The organism is Acinetobacter sp. ABJ_C1_1 (genome assembly GCF_044684115.1).
In the GTDB taxonomy this organism is placed as follows: Bacteria; Pseudomonadota; Gammaproteobacteria; order Pseudomonadales; family Moraxellaceae; genus Acinetobacter; species Acinetobacter nosocomialis_A.
The window spans coordinates 168,864-184,735 of the sequence record NZ_JBITPU010000005.1; the positions used below are offsets into that span (position 1 = coordinate 168,864).

Consider the following 15,872-nt stretch of genomic DNA (forward strand, 5'->3'; position numbering starts at 1 on the left):
ATATCCTTAAGGGGTTGCATCATTTTCAAGATTTTTTTGTGCTTCTTGTACCAGACTCAGAAAATCTTTTAAGACCGCATCATCGGCGCTGTAACCTTGTTTTTCCCAGATATTTTGAAAGAGTTTTTCTGGTGTTGGCGGTTCAAGAGCGATTTGCTGAGTGGTATTTGAATCGGTGGTGTCTTTATTCACATATTGACGTGAAATACGTACTAAACGGTAGCGGTCAGGTGGTAGAGCCGCTTCAAACTGCTGACGTAAATTCGGCTGTGGTGGCGTTAAACTATAATATTCAATATCGACATATTCACGGTGGTCAATATTCTCAATCACACCGTTTGGCAATGCTTTGAGTTGTTGCAGCACTTCGTTTAATTCACCACGAATACGGTGCAATTGTATGCAACGTGGAATTTCTATAGCTTCAAATTGCAAACGGTTGTCTGTCTCTTGAGCTGGGTCAATTTTGACCTCAACCACTTGGTGCTTATAGTTAATTTCACTAAAAGACAGGGGAATGGGTGAACCGCTATAACGAATATGCGGCTGGCCTACTTTTTGTGGTTTATGTAAGTGCCCTAAAGCCACATAGTCGACTGCATCTTCAAATAAAGTCGTTGAAAGTGCCTCTTCATTACCAATAATAATGGGGCGTTCAGAGTCGGATGTTTCTCCACCTTGCATGTGCGCATGCGACATCAAAATCAGGGCTTGGTCTGGTGTCTTGCGACGTTTTGCTTCGGCAATGAGTTGCTGGTGCAAATAGGCAATCGCATTTTTGCTATTGGTGGTATGCTCGTTAAAGCCCGTAATTTCGGCTGAACGTAAAAAAGGCAGGGCAAGGCACCACGCTACAATATCTTGATTTTGATTATAAATAGGTAAAAGTAATCGATCGAGATCTAGGGTTTTATCTTCATTCCAGCGAACCACGCCCACGGTTTTTGCATTGTATTTTTCTAAGAGTGGCTCGACCTGTTCAATACGGTAGCCTGAGTCATGGTTACCCGCAATCATGAGTGTTTGCATGTGTGGGGCAAGGCGATGTGCATCTGCTAAAAATTGATAGAGTTGTTTTTGTGCTTGAGAACCCGGATTAATCACATCAAAAATATCGCCGGCAATGAGCAGGGCATGCGGTTGTTTTTCTTGAATTTGAATGAGCAACCAGCTTAAAAATTGTTGGTGTTCGTAGTGACGTGAATGATTATAAAAAAACTGCCCCAAATGCCAGTCAGAAGTATGTAAAAAATGTACGGACATAGAAACAGACATCAAGCCAAAATAAACACAGATACGTTAGCATAAATTGGCAGGAGATTTTATCAAGACATTTTAAAGTGCTCGTTATTTAAGCCAGCAATGAAACCTGAATTATTTTGTCCCTTTAAGCTCTGCTTTGTTACTATCCACTTAAACCATGAACTTTGAGAACAAAATGACCATTCATGAATACGAAGTAAAAATACAGTGGGAAGGCAATACGGGTACAGGCACTTCATCTTATCGTTCATATAAACGCGATTTTAGTATTCAACATCCTCAAAAAGTTACTATTCAAGGTTCATCAGACCCTGCTTATTTGGGAGATGTGACCAGATGGAACCCAGAAGATTTATTGGTTGCATCAGCTTCAGCTTGTCATAAGCTTTGGTATTTGCACCTATGTGCAGTCAATCATATTCATGTGCTGAGTTATGTCGATCACGCACTGGGATTTATGGAAGATGCAGATCCAGTCAAACGTGGTCACTTCACTCAAATTATTTTAAGGCCCGAGGTTGTTTTAGAAAAAGGTGCTGAACCAGAGCTTGCTGCAAAACTGCATGAAGAAGCACATCACGAATGCATGATTGCCAATTCAGTAAATTTTCCAATTACATGTGAAGCCAGCTTTAGCTTTGCTGAATAATTAATATGAAATAGCCACCGATAAAAAGGCGGTGGCTATACATTAAAAATAAATAGAGCTGTTAAATAAGATCTTTAAGCTGCATTTTCATCGACTTGGAAAATACCAAAAACGTTGTGGTCTAAATCGACAAAGTAGCCATGCCAAGCACGGCCCGGAATAGCAAATTTATCCATTGCGACAATGCCACCTTGCGCTAAAATTTTTGCAGCTACTTCATCGAAGTTTTCCACCTGAACCGAGCAGGTAAATGCATTGGTGCCATATTCCATTGGAGGCGTTTGGGCAGGGCGTTTTAATAATCCACCCATGAGTGACGGCGTTTCTATACGATAATATTCAATCGGTAAGTTTGGATCTAATTTAAATTGCCAGCCAAACACAGCTTGGTAAAACTTCGCATCGCGGGCAGGGTTTGAAGACTGGATTTCAAAATAGGCAATATTGTTCATATTATTTAAAACATATTTTTATGGTGTAAAAAGTATACGCATGACTTTCATGGCTATGAAATAACGATTGTGTATGTTGAGCGTAAAATGAACGTGCTAGAAAATAAAAACCGACGATTCGAGTGATGAGAGAATCGTCGGTCAAAGACTTCATCAAGGGTTTGGCTGCTAACAAAACCTAATCCGAAGGAAGAAAGAGTCGTAATGAAAGGTCACCGAAACAATTTTGCGGATGCCGTGCAAAGGAAGTATTCGGTTGCTGCGACCTTGTTACCCTATATAACGTCGAGAGATCAGGATTGGTTGACAGAAAAATGAAAAAAAATCGAAAAAAATTTATAATTATTTTTTGAACCCATAAATTAGGCAAAAATATGACCAAATTACGTTCTTACTTTCTCTGGTTTTTTGCTATATGCATCGTACTTACCTTAATAGTCGGTGTAGTTGCAGCACTATTGCCAGCGAGTGTAGGTGGTATTTTAACAGCCGTTCCATATTTAGGTGCAATGATTTTTGTCTTGTTTAGATTTTTAAAAAAAGAACGCCGTGCTCCGACTGTACCAGAAAAAAAGAAATTTACTTTAGGCTTTACCCTCATCTTTTGGGGCTATAACTTGTGTGGTGTTTTGTTTGGTCTGTTTTTATTTTCAAGACAAGACCCTGAGATTTTGCAAAACTTTATGCTTTACCTCAAACAGCCTCAGTTCTTAAGTATCATGGTGATTATGATTTTAATGTTAGCTATTCCACTTTACTTAATTACTTACTGGTTCTATGGCAAACAGGCACAGCGCATGGCAGACAAAATGTTGAATGTGCAATAGATCACTACAAAAACAGCTAAGATTAGATCTAAATGATCCTTATATAATGAAATAAAACTGCTGTCCTCGTTTTGGAGGAAATATGAATAAGAATGTATTAATCACTGGTGCTAGTGGTTTTATCGGAACACATTTAATTAAGTTCCTATTACAAAAAAATTATAACGTGATTGCTGTGACACGGCAGGCTGGAAAGGAATCTGACCATCCTGCCTTACAGTGGGTACAAAAGTTTGAAGATATTTCGACACGTCAAATTGACTATGTAGTGAATTTGGCTGGGGCAAATATTGGTGAGAAACGCTGGACTGAGTCACGTAAAAAACAACTCATTGAAAGCCGTGTAAATACGACCCGAAAACTTTATGTGTGGCTCAAGCAATCTCAAATTTTTCCAGAAGTGATTGTTTCTGGTTCAGCGATTGGCTATTACGGTATAGACGATCAAGAAAAGTGGACAGAGGTATTTACAGAACAAAGCCCGCCACAGCCTATTTTTATGTCCGAGCTTTGCCAAGAGTGGGAACACGCAGCTTTAGCAGATACTCAGCAAAATACTAAAATTATTCGTTTAGGCGTAGTGTTTGGGCAGGGTGGTGGCATCTTGCCTAAAATGTTGCTTCCGATTCGACTCAATTTAGTCGGTCAAATTGGTCATGGTCGTCAGCCTGTGGTTTGGGTACACATTGAAGATGTATTAAACGCAATCGAGTTTATATTTAAGCATCCTCAATCTGCCCAAATTCACAATGTCGTAGCGCCAGAAAACGTGACTCAAAAGGTATTTGTTGAACAAGCTGCTGCGGTACTTAATAAGAAACCAATGTTGTCAGCACCAAGCACGGTTTTTCGCTGTTTATTGGGTGAACAGTCGCAATTGATCTTAAATGGCCAATACGTTAAACCCGCAGCCCTGCAAGCAGAAGGATTTGAATTTGCTTATCCTAAATTAAAAATGGCTTTAGAGAATATACTCGCGTCAGGCTAAGATTTTATTTTGCAAACGCTCAGGGGAATATGCTTTGGCATCCACTAATGTCGGTTGACCCAGCATAAGCTGACGGAGCAATTGCGCAGAGCCTGCGCCCATACATAAACCATTTCTAAAGTGCCCAAAGTTTGCCCACAGGTTATCCATTTCAGGCATTTTGCCAATGTATGGAACGCCATTTGGTGAACTTGGTCTGAGACCTGCCCAGCGATGTACGATCGGGAAATCGGCCAGTTCAGGCACCATTTCTAAACATGCTTCTAAAATATTGTGCTGAGTCTTTTCGTCGGTAGAGGTGTCAAAACCACGATGTGCCATGCTAGACCCACAGACAATATGCCCGTCCATACGTGGAATCAAATACATCACTCGATTCATACACATGGTCGGTAGCCAGTGAGCAGGGGTTTTAAACAATAGCATTTGACCTTGAACAGGTTCGACTGGAATGTCGAGTTGTAATTGTGAGTTCCAGTAATGACTCCAAGCGCCCGAAGTTATTACAAAATGATCTGCTGTATGTTTGCGACCATCTTCGGTTTGGAGCGCTTGTATGGCATCACCTTGTTGAATCAGTTTTTTAACAGGAGTGTGTTCAAAAAACTCAACATTTGGATGTTGTTTTAAATAGCGAATCAGAGACTGTAATACACGCGGGTTGCGAATATTAGATAGTTCAGGGAAATAAATCGCTTCTTGAAATTGTTCGGAAATATGCGGATTAACTTGTTCTAGCGCATCTCTTTGTAAATATTCACAGCGCTGCATCGGCTCTTGATGCTGCTCGGCGTAGGAAAAACCAACATCAAAATCTTCTTCATCAAAAATCAGCATGCCTGTGTCATGGATTTCAAAATCAATTCCTGTAACAGGGTAGAGCTTTTGGTTCCATGCTTGATAAGAGGCCTTGCCAAATTGAGCGAGTTGGTTCACTGCATGCACATAGCGCCACGGGTACATCGGAGAGAGAATACCTCCGCCAGCCCAAGAGGCTGCTTGTCCCGCTTGTTGTTGATCAAAAATGCTGACTTTACAGCCTTGTTCAACCAACTCCAGCGCAGACATTAATCCACTTATGCCCGCACCAATGATTGCAATATGCATGCAGTGTTATCCTTTCTCTGCGAACTTAGTTCATTTCCTTGATTTTTTCGGCAGCGGTTTCTGCAAAGTAAGTCCAGATCCCGTCTGCACCAGCACGGCGGCAGCACATGAGTGATTCTAAAATGACTGAGTCTGATAGCCAGCCATTTTGAATGGCACCAGCTAACATTGCATATTCGCCACTCACTTGGTAAATGAATGTCGGAATACCAAAGGTATCTTTTACTTCACGTACCACATCCAGATATGGCATGCCCGGTTTTACAATTACCATGTCGGCGCCTTCTTGAATATCAAGCGCGATTTCATGTAATGCTTCGGCACGGTTGGCAAAGTCCATCTGGTAGTTATATTTATTACCACCTTTTAGGTTGGATGCAGAGCCAACAGCATCGCGGAATGGACCATAGAAGCTAGACGCATATTTTGCAGAGTAGGCCATGATGTTGGTATAGATGTGACCATTGGCTTCTAAAGCTTGACGAATTGCGCCAATACGGCCATCCATCATGTCACTTGGAGCAATCACTTCGGCACCTGCTTCTGCGTGACTTAAGGCTTGTTTAATCAAGCATTCTACAGTCTCGTCATTGAGCACATAGCCAGTTTCATCAATAATGCCGTCTTGACCATGCGTCGTGTATGGGTCGAGAGCACCATCAGTGATTAACACCATTTCTGGTAATTCTTTTTTAAGCAAACGGCAGGTGGTTTGTACTAAACCATCTTCGTGCCATGCAGCTTCTGCGGTGAAGCTTTTATCTTCTTGCGGGGTAACTGGAAAAAGAGCCAGTTTTGATACGCCCAATTCTAGAAGTCTTTCAGCTTTTTTCAGTAACAAATCTGCCGACAAACGCTGAATGTTCGGCATACTTGGAATATCTTGGGTCTGATTTTGTCCTGGTAATACAAATACTGGATAAATCAAGTGATTGGTAGTGAGCTGTGTTTCGCTGACCATCGCACGCAACTGGTCATTTTTACGGATACGGCGCATGCGAGTAGCTGGAAATGCAGGACGATTGAACGTATAAGTCATAACAATCTCGATGTTCGGTATTACACTAGGATAGGTTGGCGGATATTCCATTACTGTCAACCGACTGCTGTATTGTAGCCCCATAATGCTGTATTTGTACAAAATTATGGGTGTTTATCATGCTTTTAAATTTAGGCAACGTATGAGTGATGAAAAGAAAAATTGGACGGGGAACATACAATTAGGTGCAAAAACTGACCTAAATGTGGTGCTCAGCCAATTATGTAAGGCGTTTAATAGCTCTCCTTTTTTTAAGCATAGTGGAATGATTATGCGTGTGGTAGATGGCCACATTGAAGGCTATATCGAGATGCAACCCAACCTGATTGGTAATCTGGCATTTCAGATTTTGCATGGCGGCGTTGCTGCAACTTTGCTCGATAGTATTGGTGGAATTGTGGCAATGGAACATCTCTATCGCCGTTCAACACCTGAAACTCTGCCTGAGACTATTAAGCAAGTATCGCGATTGGCAACCGTTGATATGCGTGTAGATTATTTAGCGCCGGGACGCGGTAAGTATTTTATTGCACGCGCGGAAGTGTTACGTTTAGGTCGTAAGGGCTGCACTATGCGTATGACGATGGTCAATGATGAAGATAAAGCCATCGCTGCGGGTATCGCTTCATATGCCTATTAGGCGATGAATTGAACTATTTAAAAGCGCCATGTGCGCTTTTTTTAGTGCTTGAAAAGCTGGAATTTTCATAAAAATCTTGAGATAAACATTAATTTAATTAGAACGAACGCATGAGTTATATTTTTTTATTCTCATATCATGAGGTTTTAGCGTTAAAATTGACTGCTTTGACAATGCGATATGTCTTGTTCATAGAATAATAAAAACTCTATAACAAGGTGTAGTGCGAGATTGATGGCAAAGCCAACTCATCTTTAGGAACATACCATGACTGATGCACAAAGCAATGTACAAGAAACAGTGCCAACAACATCTGCCTCGGATGACAACAACCAAAACAAGCGCAAAAAATTTCTTGGTTTTTTTGCGCTGATTTTATTGATCGCCGCTATTTTATATGCAATTTGGGCATTATTTTTAAACCACTCGGTGAGTACAGATAATGCTTATGTCGGTGCAGAAACCGCGCAAATTACCTCAATGGTGAGCGGTCAGGTCGCTCAGGTTTTGGTAAATGATACTCAAACAGTACATCGGGGTGATGTGCTGGTTCGTATTGATGACCGTGATGCCAAAATTGCATTGGCTCAAGCCGAGGCTGAACTTGCCAAAGCAAAACGCCAATACAAACAGACTGCGGCAAACAGTAGTTCATTAAATTCTCAAGTTGTAGTTCGTGCTGACGAAATTAACAGTGCCAAAGCACAAGTTGCACAAGCACAGGCCGACTACGACAAAGCAGCTTTAGAACTCAACCGCCGTGCGCAGCTTGCTGCCTCTGGTGCGGTGTCTAAAGAAGAATTGACTAAAGCACAAAGTGCGGTTGAAACAGCTAAAGCAGGGCTAGAGCTTGCCAAAGCTGGTTTAGCGCAAGCGTCTTCAAGCCGTAAAGCTGCTGAAAGTACTTTAGCTGCAAACGAAGCCTTAATTCAGGGTGTAAGCGAAACATCGACTCCGGATGTACAAGTTGCACAAGCACATGTTGAACAAGCTCAGCTTGACTTAGAACGTACGGTCATTCGTGCCCCAGTCGATGGTGTAATTACCCGTCGTAATATTCAAGTTGGACAACGCGTTGCACCGGGTGCCAGCATGATGATGATTGTGCCGCTGAACGAGTTATATGTAGACGCGAACTTTAAAGAAAGTCAGTTGAAAAAAGTCCGTCCAGGTCAACCAGTGACATTGACTTCAGATTTATATGGCGATGACGTTGAATATCACGGCAAAGTGGTAGGCTTCTCTGGTGGTACAGGCTCTGCCTTTGCCTTAATTCCGGCTCAAAACGCAACAGGTAACTGGATTAAAGTGGTTCAACGCTTACCGGTTCGTATTGCACTTGACCCGAAAGAACTTGCTGAACACCCATTGCGTGTTGGCTTGTCGATGGAAGCAAAAGTCGACTTATCTGCGAAGTAAACGCTTATGAAAACGCAAACACCTTTTGCCGAGTTAAGCGGTGGCCGTTTATTACTGGCAGCGTTTGTTATTGCCTTGTCGAACTTTATGGTCGTGCTTGATACGACCATTGCCAACGTCTCTGTACCACATATTACCGGTAACCTTGCTGTTTCAAGTACACAAGGGACATGGGTCGTTACTTCATATGCAGTTGCAGAAGCGATTTGTGTACCTTTAACGGGCTGGCTGGCTGGCCGCTTTGGAACGGTGCGGGTCTTTATCTTTGGTTTAATTGGCTTTACGGTCTTTTCTTTCCTATGCGGTTTAGCAACATCGTTAGAAATGTTGGTGTTTTTCCGTATTGGGCAGGGCCTTTGTGGTGGTCCACTTATGCCACTTAGCCAAACTTTGCTTATGCGTATTTTCCCTCAAGAAAAGCATGCACAGGCAATGGGCCTTTGGGCAATGACGACCGTCGTCGGACCAATTTTAGGACCAATTTTGGGTGGTCTGATTAGTGACAACCTGTCTTGGCACTGGATCTTCTTTATTAACTTACCGGTTGGTATTGTCTGTGTATTAGCGGCAATGCGCTTATTAAGAGTAGCCGAAACAGAAACCATTTCTTTAAGAATCGATACGGTTGGTTTAGGTCTATTAATTCTGTGGATTGGTGCGCTACAGCTCATGCTCGATTTGGGGCACGAACGAGACTGGTTTAATAGCACAAGCATTGTGGTTTTAGCTTTAACTGCTGCCATTGGCTTTGTGGTGTTCTTGATATGGGAACTCACCGATAAACACCCCGTGGTAGATGTCAAAGTCTTTAGGCATAGGGGCTTTGCTATTTCGGTACTGGCCTTGTCGCTTGGCTTTGGCGCATTCTTTGGCAGTATTGTACTGATTCCGCAGTGGCTGCAAATGAACCTTTCCTATACCGCGACGTGGGCCGGGTATTTAACTGCAACGATGGGCTTTGGTAGTTTGACCATGTCACCGATTGTGGCAAAACTTTCGACCAAACATGACCCGCGTGCGCTGGCGAGCTTTGGTTTAATTTTGCTGGGTATAGTGACTTTAATGCGGGCATTCTGGACCACAGATGCCGACTTTATGGCACTGGCTTGGCCACAAATCCTGCAAGGTTTTGCTGTACCGTTCTTCTTTATTCCATTGTCGAATATTGCGCTTGGTTCGGTACTCCAGCAAGAGATTGCATCTGCTGCGGGCCTCATGAACTTTTTAAGAACTATGGCAGGGGCGATTGGTGCTTCAATTGCTGTAACGGTATGGGATGACCACGCCAAAGTTGCCCGTAGTGAAATGGTGTCTAACCTGAACCCAACAGAAGTACAAAACAACCTTCTGCAAAATGGTTTTACGACTGACTCGACCTTAGGAATTATTTCTAACCTTGTCGATAAAGAAGCGATTACCATGTCAGCAAATCATGTATTTTTGCTATTTGCGATTGTGTTTGTCTTTGCGGGGCTGGTCATTTGGCTGTGTCCAAAACCCAAACAGGTCAGCGGTATGCCTTCTCACTAACTATCAAAAAGCATCTCTTCGGAGGTGCTTTTTTTAGGGCTACTACAAAATGAGCGAGTTTATAAATAGCAGATTTTGCCTGTATTTAAAGAAATAAAGCATGCCAGAATTGGGCAAATCAGTTATAAAAGAGTGTGATAACAAACAAGGAGACACCACACAGAGCACAAAATAAACACCCTTAATCATTTAATATTATTAAAACTTTATTTTTATCAAAGATTAAAAAACTGAAGACCTGAAAACAAAGAAGCTTGCATGGCAATTGCATGGATAGGCAGGCGTATATATTGGAGTTATCACGTGAATAAAAGATATTCATTTTTGTTCAGTAGTTTATTAGCAGTCGGTTTATTACAAGGATGTGGAGATGACTCCTCGGCAGATCAGCCCAAGGATGATTCAAATACAACCCCGCCCAATTTAATTGTAGATAATGACCCCACTAGTTGTAGCAAACTGGCACAAGACGGTTCAAGCGTGGTGGTCGGTTCAAACCAAAATGGTGACCCAGCCGCGCCAGAAGGTGCATCGGGTTATAGACTCGGTAACACGGTTAAATACGCAGATAAATATATGGTGGTGGCAAACACGCCACTTGCGGTAAAAGCAGGTTGTGATGTTTTAAGAGCAGGTGGTAGCGCAGTTGATGCAGCCGTAGCAGTACAAGCCGTGCTTGGTTTGGTCGAACCACAGTCGAGCACCATTGCCGGTAGTGGTTTTATGATGTATTACGATGCCAAAACCAAGCAAGTCACTGCTTATGATGGCCGTGAAACCGCACCAGCGGTAGCCAACGAATTTTATTTAATTCGCCAAAATATATATGACCCAAATTCACCTCCGCCTGTACCAAGTGCACGCCGTAGCGGTCGCTCGATTGGTGTGCCGGGTGTGATGCGTTTACTTGAACAAGCACAAAAAGAACATGGCAAACTTAAATGGAACCAGCTTTTTGGTGAAGCGATTGGTTTGGCTGATAACGGTTTCCGTATTCCGGGGCGTTTGGCAGATGCCATTGCAAGTAATGCAAGCAATTTAGCGCTCGATGCAAATGCAATGGCGACCTATTTCTACCCAGATGGATCACCACGGAAAGTTGGCGAGACCATGACCAATAAAGCCTATGCCAGAACACTTGAAGCACTTGCTTCACAAGGGGCAAATGCATTGCACACTGGTCCAATTGCGCAAGCCATTGTGGCAAAAGCAGGGCAAACCGTAGGTGATGACCCAGCAAAAACTCCAATTACCCCAAGTTTGATGACCTTGCAGGATTTATCGAACTATCAGGTGAAAAAACGCGACCCGATTTGTACAACGTACCGTGACCGTTACTATGTATGTACCATGCCACCTCCATCTTCGGGAGGGATTGCGGTTGCGCAAACATTGGGTATTTTAGAAAACTTTGATATGTCGCTTTACCCACCTAAAAACCCTGAAAATGAAGGCGGTGTGCTGGATGTGATGGGCGTGCATTTAGTGTCTGAAGCAGAGCGTTTGGCCTACGCCGACCGTGATAAATATGTCGCAGATACCGACTTTGTTCGTTTGCCGGCACAGGGTATTCCAAGTTTTATTGATAAAAACTACTTAAAACAACGTGCTGCACTGATTAACCCGAACCAGAGTATGGGTGTTGCACCAGCAGGTAATTTCAATACAGCGGCAGGTGTAGACACCACTGTTGAACATGGCACGACTCAGTTTACGATAGTAGATGCCTATGGCAATGTGGTTTCAATGACATCGACTGTTGAATCGAGCATGGGTTCATTCCATATGGTGGATGGTTTCTTGCTGTCAAATCAGTTAACTGACTTTAGCGCGAACCCTTATGACAGCACTGGGGCACTGGTTGCCAACCGTGTAGAAGGGGGCAAACGCCCACGTAGTACCATGGCACCAACCTTAGTGTTTAAAGGCACCACGCCAGATGAGTTTTATATGGCAACAGGTTCACCAGGTGGCGGTACGATCATTCAATATGTGGTTAAAACTTTGGTGGGTGCATTGGACTGGAACTTAAATGCACAGCAGGCCACTTCGCTTGTAAACTTTGGCGCAACCAATAGCAAAAACACCAATGTAGATAGCTCGAATGTACAGCTTTCTTTAGTTGATCTGATTGAAGGCTTAAAAGCAAAAGGGCATGGCATTTCTAACACTGCGCAAACCAGCGGTATTTCAACGATTATGAAAGTAAATATAAATAATCAAAGTAAATATGCAGGTGGGGTAGACCCACGCCGTGAAGGGATTGTGTTAGGCAATGGAGCCTTATAGACCACACTTTAAAAAAGCTGTCATTTTTGGCAGCTTTTTTTATATGGCCCTTGAAAAAAACAAAAGGCTCTCCATTATGTAAATATGTTCATCAGTGGCAGACTGTTGATAAATTGCACAGCATTTTATTTTAGTTATGCTATGATGTTCAGACATTCATGGGGATGTTATTGGCTTCGACGCCGGTGATGAAACTCATAGATGCATGCCGAGAGCGCATTTTCTCTCGTAAATCAAATTTGCATTTTAATAGTCGCAAACGACGAAACTTACGCTCTAGCTGCCTAAGGGCAGTTTGTCCGCTTCCTAGAATACTTGTGGTTTAGGAACCCGACCGTAGCGCACGCACACAAGTCCGTATAGAGTCAAGCCTCGGGGCTTTATACCAAACTTAGAGGATCGCACCTTGTACCCTGTTCGTCGGGTCACTTGGTGTTAAAACAATAGACGATATCTAAGCATGTAGTATTCTCGAGCGTAGTGCTGGCGGACGCGGGTTCAACTCCCGCCATCTCCACCAAGATTCGTGAAAAGCCCTGAAACGAAAGTTTCGGGGTTTTTTCTTTTTAAGATTTAAATTATTCAAGTTATAAACAATATAAGAAGATAATTTTTAACTTCTTCTAAAACAAGGAAAAGGTTTTGTGTAGAAAATAGAGCAAAATCAAAAACTATTATTTTTAGAACAGATCTATAGAAGTTAGAATAGTGCCGTACTTTAAAAAGCTAACGAAATAAAGATTATATAAACATCTTGTAATATCTCAAATTCCTAGGCAAAAATGATTAAATCAGGTCATATCAATATGAAATTAACTTTATCAAAAAAATCTCTTACTTCATTTCTTTTAGTCAGCATGTCAATGTTTAGTGCTAATAGCTTTGGCTACACTCTCAAAGATTTACAAGGTATATGGGCAATGCATCCGCTTAATAATGGAATTGCCAACTTAGTTGAGTTTTCAGGAAATACCGCTACTTTGCATCCTGTGCAATGTGATTTTGAAACGGGTTTTTATACTGTAGATAGCATTGAAAAATCGAACTTTAAAGTTAATAAGCAAAATCAAATTGAGTTGTATAATGAACAGGGGGAGTTCGAGCAAGCATTAAGAATTATAAGTATCACCGATAATCAACTAGTTTTAGAAGAAGCTGCTAGTGACACGATAATGCTGAAATTTCACTACAACAAAATTAACAAGCTAACTCCAAATTGTATTAAATATAAAAAATAATATTTTCAAAAGCTTAGTTTTAATATAGCTGAAATTAAATATCATTTCAGCTATATAACCAACTTGAATCTAATGGGTAAAGAAGTATTTAAATTTTCATTTTATTTAGCCCGAATGAGTCAGAAAGAAGAAGCAATTAATAGATAAAAAACACAGCAGAAGTAGAATTTTATTTATTCTTTATAAAGTCTTACTTGCGTAAAGTTTTGTAATCTCGTTATAGTCTAGCTTCTAATATAGAGGAGTTAAACTGTGAAAAAAATAATAGGAATATTTTTATTTTCCTTGATATTAGTTGGTTGTGGTAAATCGGCAGAAGATATCGCTAAAGAAAAACAAGCTCAAGAACAGGCACTTAAAATTAAACAAGAACAAGAGAGAAAATTAAAAGAACAAGCTGAACTTAAAAAAGTTGAGGATGCTGTTCGCTATTATCTTAAAGATGGTGATTCTGCAAAATTTAGAAATGTTATTAAAAATTGTGGTGAGGTAAATGCCAAAAACTCATGGGGTGCTTATGCAGGTTTCTCTAGATTTATAGTTAAATCAGATAAACAAGTTATCTTTGATGGGCCTGATAATTACTATTTTGATAGTTTGGTAAAGCTATATTGCCATAAAGATTATTTAGCTAAGTTTCCAGTGCAAACAAGTGAAGATATAGCAATTGATGCGAATACAACTGAACAAATATCAGCGGCAGCGGCTGCTGATGCGGCAGCGGGAGAAACTTTAGAAAATGAAACAAGATCAGTTAGTAAACCTAAGAAAGAGGAAATAGCTGTTGAGGAATTAACTACTGAAGATACAATGTCAGATACTGGTAGTTCTGAAAATTACTAAGATATTTAAATTTTAAAACTTGCATATGTGAGTTTTTTGATAGAGTCCATGAGGGGATAGGTTTTCTTAGAATTTAAAGTGAATTATTTGATTGGTTTTTTTGCCTATAATATTTTAAATATAATTAAACTATCCTAGTATGCTTTTGTAGCTATGCTTATTATGAATAAGTGTATAACTTTCATTAATCACAAATAATTCTTTAAAAATTATGGATAAACGATATCAAGTTTTTGTTAGTTCTACTTATGCTGATTTGAAAGCAGAGCGACAACAAGTTTTACAAGCATTAATGGAAATGGATTGTATACCAGCAGGCATGGAATTATTTCCTGCTGTAGATGAGGAGCAATGGGAGTTCATTAAAAAGGTAATTAAAGATTGTGATTATTATCTATTAATTATTGGTGGTCGTTATGGTTCAGTAACCGCTGAAGGTATTAGTTATACGGAAAAAGAGTTTGATTATGCGGTTCAACTTGGATTAAAAGTTGTAGCTTTAGTACATGGTTCACCTGAGGATATCCCTTTTGGTAAGTCTGAACAGGACTCAGCATTAAGAGAGAAACTCTTAAGCTTTAAAGATAAAGTTATGAATGGGCGCCTTGTCAAATTCTGGAAAAGTGCAGAAGAGCTACCCGGCTTGGTTGCATTGAGTTTAACTAGAACTATCAAAACATATCCAGCAATAGGTTGGGTAAGAGCAAATAATATTGCAAACGAGGATGTGCTTGCTGAAATAAATGAACTTAGAAAGCAAAATGCAACTCTTCAATCACTTCTATCTGAAGCAGAAAAGCAACAAAAACCACTTATAGAAGGTATAGCAAATATTGATTCTACGCTAATTGTACATGGTACCTATAAAACTCAAACACCAGGTTATTCTCCACGCAACCATGTGTTCGAATTTAAACTCACTTGGAGAGAACTTTTTTCTCTTATATCACCTTATTTAATTGAAAATCCAAGTGATGGATATGTTAAAAGCAAGATTGCATCAATTCTTAAAAAGATGGCAACTGGAGATGATAAAGGATATTCTTATTCAATAGATGATCAAGAATTTAAAACCATTACTATCCAATTAACAGCATATGGATTAATACAAACTACGTATTCAAAAACTATCCAAGGGGGAATGGCACTTTTTTGGAAATTGACAGAAAAAGGCCACAGCCTAATGATTGAAAGTCGAGTAGTAAAAGAAAATCCTAGCAATGTGTAGTAGTCAATAATATTATTTAAAAATTTTAAGATAGTCACCTTTGAAATAAAAAAAATAAGTTCTTATTTATATCGACAGAAGTTCGAAAAAAGCTCCATATAATATTTGGAGCTTTTTTATTTCTGAGATTTTCTATCTATTAGACCTAGGTAATGTTTTTGTATTTAATGATCAGAAATGTAAATAATCTATAATTAACTTTTTAGCTTAGGTAAAAATTTTATCTTTAGCATGAGAGAAATAAAAAAATAATCATATTCCAGTTGAGTTGACGAGGTTAGATTTACTTACAGATGGGGAACTTCATATAAGAATGGAAAGTAGGCATATAAGCAAATAACGAAAATAGCTATATAGTGG

Annotated in this window: 14 protein-coding genes and 1 other RNA gene; 11 read left to right on the forward strand and 4 right to left on the reverse strand. The window is 40.4% G+C overall.

Annotated elements, in window-relative coordinates:
- Nucleotides 1–6 precede the first annotated feature (6 nt).
- Nucleotides 7–1,275 (reverse strand): exonuclease SbcCD subunit D C-terminal domain-containing protein, encoded by a 1,269-nt coding sequence (locus ACG59Z_RS09050; RefSeq protein ID WP_400198876.1) that lies wholly within the window; start codon nucleotides 1,273–1,275, stop codon nucleotides 7–9.
- A gap of 163 nt (nucleotides 1,276–1,438) precedes the next feature.
- On the opposite strand from ACG59Z_RS09050, the gene ACG59Z_RS09055 reads away from it, so the two are divergent.
- Complete coding sequence (locus ACG59Z_RS09055; protein WP_400198877.1) at nucleotides 1,439–1,912, forward strand: OsmC family protein; 474 nt, start codon at nucleotides 1,439–1,441, stop codon at nucleotides 1,910–1,912.
- A 74-nt stretch (nucleotides 1,913–1,986) separates the two neighbouring features.
- On the opposite strand, the gene ACG59Z_RS09060 is transcribed toward ACG59Z_RS09055, so the two are convergent.
- Nucleotides 1,987–2,364: a VOC family protein gene (locus ACG59Z_RS09060; RefSeq protein ID WP_400198879.1), complete on the reverse strand. Its 378-nt coding sequence runs from the start codon at nucleotides 2,362–2,364 to the stop codon at nucleotides 1,987–1,989.
- A 374-nt stretch (nucleotides 2,365–2,738) separates the two neighbouring features.
- Between ACG59Z_RS09060 and ACG59Z_RS09065 the strand changes: the two genes are divergently transcribed.
- Both ACG59Z_RS09065 and ACG59Z_RS09070 read left to right on the forward strand, forming a co-directional pair.
- Nucleotides 2,739–3,191, forward strand: coding sequence for an ABZJ_00895 family protein (locus tag ACG59Z_RS09065; protein WP_107972257.1), 453 nt, complete (start codon nucleotides 2,739–2,741; stop codon nucleotides 3,189–3,191).
- A gap of 82 nt (nucleotides 3,192–3,273) precedes the next feature.
- Nucleotides 3,274–4,179 (forward strand): TIGR01777 family oxidoreductase, encoded by a 906-nt coding sequence (locus ACG59Z_RS09070; RefSeq protein WP_400198881.1) that lies wholly within the window; start codon nucleotides 3,274–3,276, stop codon nucleotides 4,177–4,179.
- Here ACG59Z_RS09070 and ACG59Z_RS09075 read toward each other — a convergent pair.
- Both ACG59Z_RS09075 and hemB read right to left on the reverse strand, forming a co-directional pair.
- A complete protein-coding gene (locus ACG59Z_RS09075) occupies nucleotides 4,171–5,286 on the reverse strand; it encodes an NAD(P)/FAD-dependent oxidoreductase (RefSeq protein ID WP_400198883.1) in 1,116 nt (371 codons plus the stop codon). The genes ACG59Z_RS09070 and ACG59Z_RS09075 overlap by 9 nt on opposite strands.
- 25 nt (nucleotides 5,287–5,311) lie before the next feature.
- Nucleotides 5,312–6,325, reverse strand: coding sequence for a porphobilinogen synthase (gene hemB / locus ACG59Z_RS09080; RefSeq protein WP_400198894.1), 1,014 nt, complete (start codon nucleotides 6,323–6,325; stop codon nucleotides 5,312–5,314).
- Between the two features lie 142 nt (nucleotides 6,326–6,467).
- Between hemB and ACG59Z_RS09085 the strand changes: the two genes are divergently transcribed.
- The 8 genes from ACG59Z_RS09085 (at nucleotide 6,468) to ACG59Z_RS09120 (ending at nucleotide 15,512) form a co-directional block, all read left to right on the forward strand.
- A complete protein-coding gene (locus ACG59Z_RS09085) occupies nucleotides 6,468–6,965 on the forward strand; it encodes a thioesterase family protein (protein ID WP_396479869.1) in 498 nt (165 codons plus the stop codon).
- 267 nt (nucleotides 6,966–7,232) lie between these two features.
- On the forward strand, nucleotides 7,233–8,384 hold the full coding sequence (locus tag ACG59Z_RS09090) for an EmrA/EmrK family multidrug efflux transporter periplasmic adaptor subunit (protein ID WP_002052058.1): 1,152 nt from the start codon (nucleotides 7,233–7,235) through the stop codon (nucleotides 8,382–8,384).
- 6 nt (nucleotides 8,385–8,390) lie between these two features.
- Nucleotides 8,391–9,914 (forward strand): DHA2 family efflux MFS transporter permease subunit, encoded by a 1,524-nt coding sequence (locus tag ACG59Z_RS09095; protein WP_002051997.1) that lies wholly within the window; start codon nucleotides 8,391–8,393, stop codon nucleotides 9,912–9,914.
- A gap of 303 nt (nucleotides 9,915–10,217) precedes the next feature.
- On the forward strand, nucleotides 10,218–12,203 hold the full coding sequence (gene ggt, locus ACG59Z_RS09100) for a gamma-glutamyltransferase (protein WP_400198885.1): 1,986 nt from the start codon (nucleotides 10,218–10,220) through the stop codon (nucleotides 12,201–12,203).
- A 160-nt stretch (nucleotides 12,204–12,363) separates the two neighbouring features.
- Nucleotides 12,364–12,723, forward strand: a transfer-messenger RNA (tmRNA) gene (ssrA, locus tag ACG59Z_RS09105).
- 286 nt (nucleotides 12,724–13,009) lie between these two features.
- A complete protein-coding gene (locus ACG59Z_RS09110) occupies nucleotides 13,010–13,441 on the forward strand; it encodes a hypothetical protein (RefSeq protein ID WP_400198887.1) in 432 nt (143 codons plus the stop codon).
- A gap of 252 nt (nucleotides 13,442–13,693) precedes the next feature.
- On the forward strand, nucleotides 13,694–14,284 hold the full coding sequence (locus tag ACG59Z_RS09115) for a hypothetical protein (RefSeq protein ID WP_400198889.1): 591 nt from the start codon (nucleotides 13,694–13,696) through the stop codon (nucleotides 14,282–14,284).
- A gap of 211 nt (nucleotides 14,285–14,495) precedes the next feature.
- Entirely contained in the window at nucleotides 14,496–15,512 is a 1,017-nt protein-coding gene (locus ACG59Z_RS09120) for a DUF4062 domain-containing protein (protein WP_274861784.1), read from the forward strand.
- Nucleotides 15,513–15,872: the final 360 nt, after the last annotated feature.

Coding starts and splice junctions, on each gene's coding strand:
- ACG59Z_RS09070 (WP_400198881.1), top strand. CDS start 3,274: ATGAATAAGAATGTATTAATCACTGGTGCTAGTGGTTTTATCGGAACA.
- ACG59Z_RS09050 (WP_400198876.1), bottom strand. CDS start 1,275: ATGTCTGTTTCTATGTCCGTACATTTTTTACATACTTCTGACTGGCAT.
- ACG59Z_RS09120 (WP_274861784.1), top strand. CDS start 14,496: ATGGATAAACGATATCAAGTTTTTGTTAGTTCTACTTATGCTGATTTG.
- ACG59Z_RS09085 (WP_396479869.1), top strand. CDS start 6,468: ATGAGTGATGAAAAGAAAAATTGGACGGGGAACATACAATTAGGTGCA.
- ACG59Z_RS09060 (WP_400198879.1), bottom strand. CDS start 2,364: ATGAACAATATTGCCTATTTTGAAATCCAGTCTTCAAACCCTGCCCGC.
- ACG59Z_RS09110 (WP_400198887.1), top strand. CDS start 13,010: ATGAAATTAACTTTATCAAAAAAATCTCTTACTTCATTTCTTTTAGTC.
- ACG59Z_RS09065 (WP_107972257.1), top strand. CDS start 2,739: ATGACCAAATTACGTTCTTACTTTCTCTGGTTTTTTGCTATATGCATC.
- ACG59Z_RS09095 (WP_002051997.1), top strand. CDS start 8,391: ATGAAAACGCAAACACCTTTTGCCGAGTTAAGCGGTGGCCGTTTATTA.
- ACG59Z_RS09055 (WP_400198877.1), top strand. CDS start 1,439: ATGACCATTCATGAATACGAAGTAAAAATACAGTGGGAAGGCAATACG.
- hemB (WP_400198894.1), bottom strand. CDS start 6,325: ATGACTTATACGTTCAATCGTCCTGCATTTCCAGCTACTCGCATGCGC.
- ACG59Z_RS09075 (WP_400198883.1), bottom strand. CDS start 5,286: ATGCATATTGCAATCATTGGTGCGGGCATAAGTGGATTAATGTCTGCG.
- ACG59Z_RS09090 (WP_002052058.1), top strand. CDS start 7,233: ATGACTGATGCACAAAGCAATGTACAAGAAACAGTGCCAACAACATCT.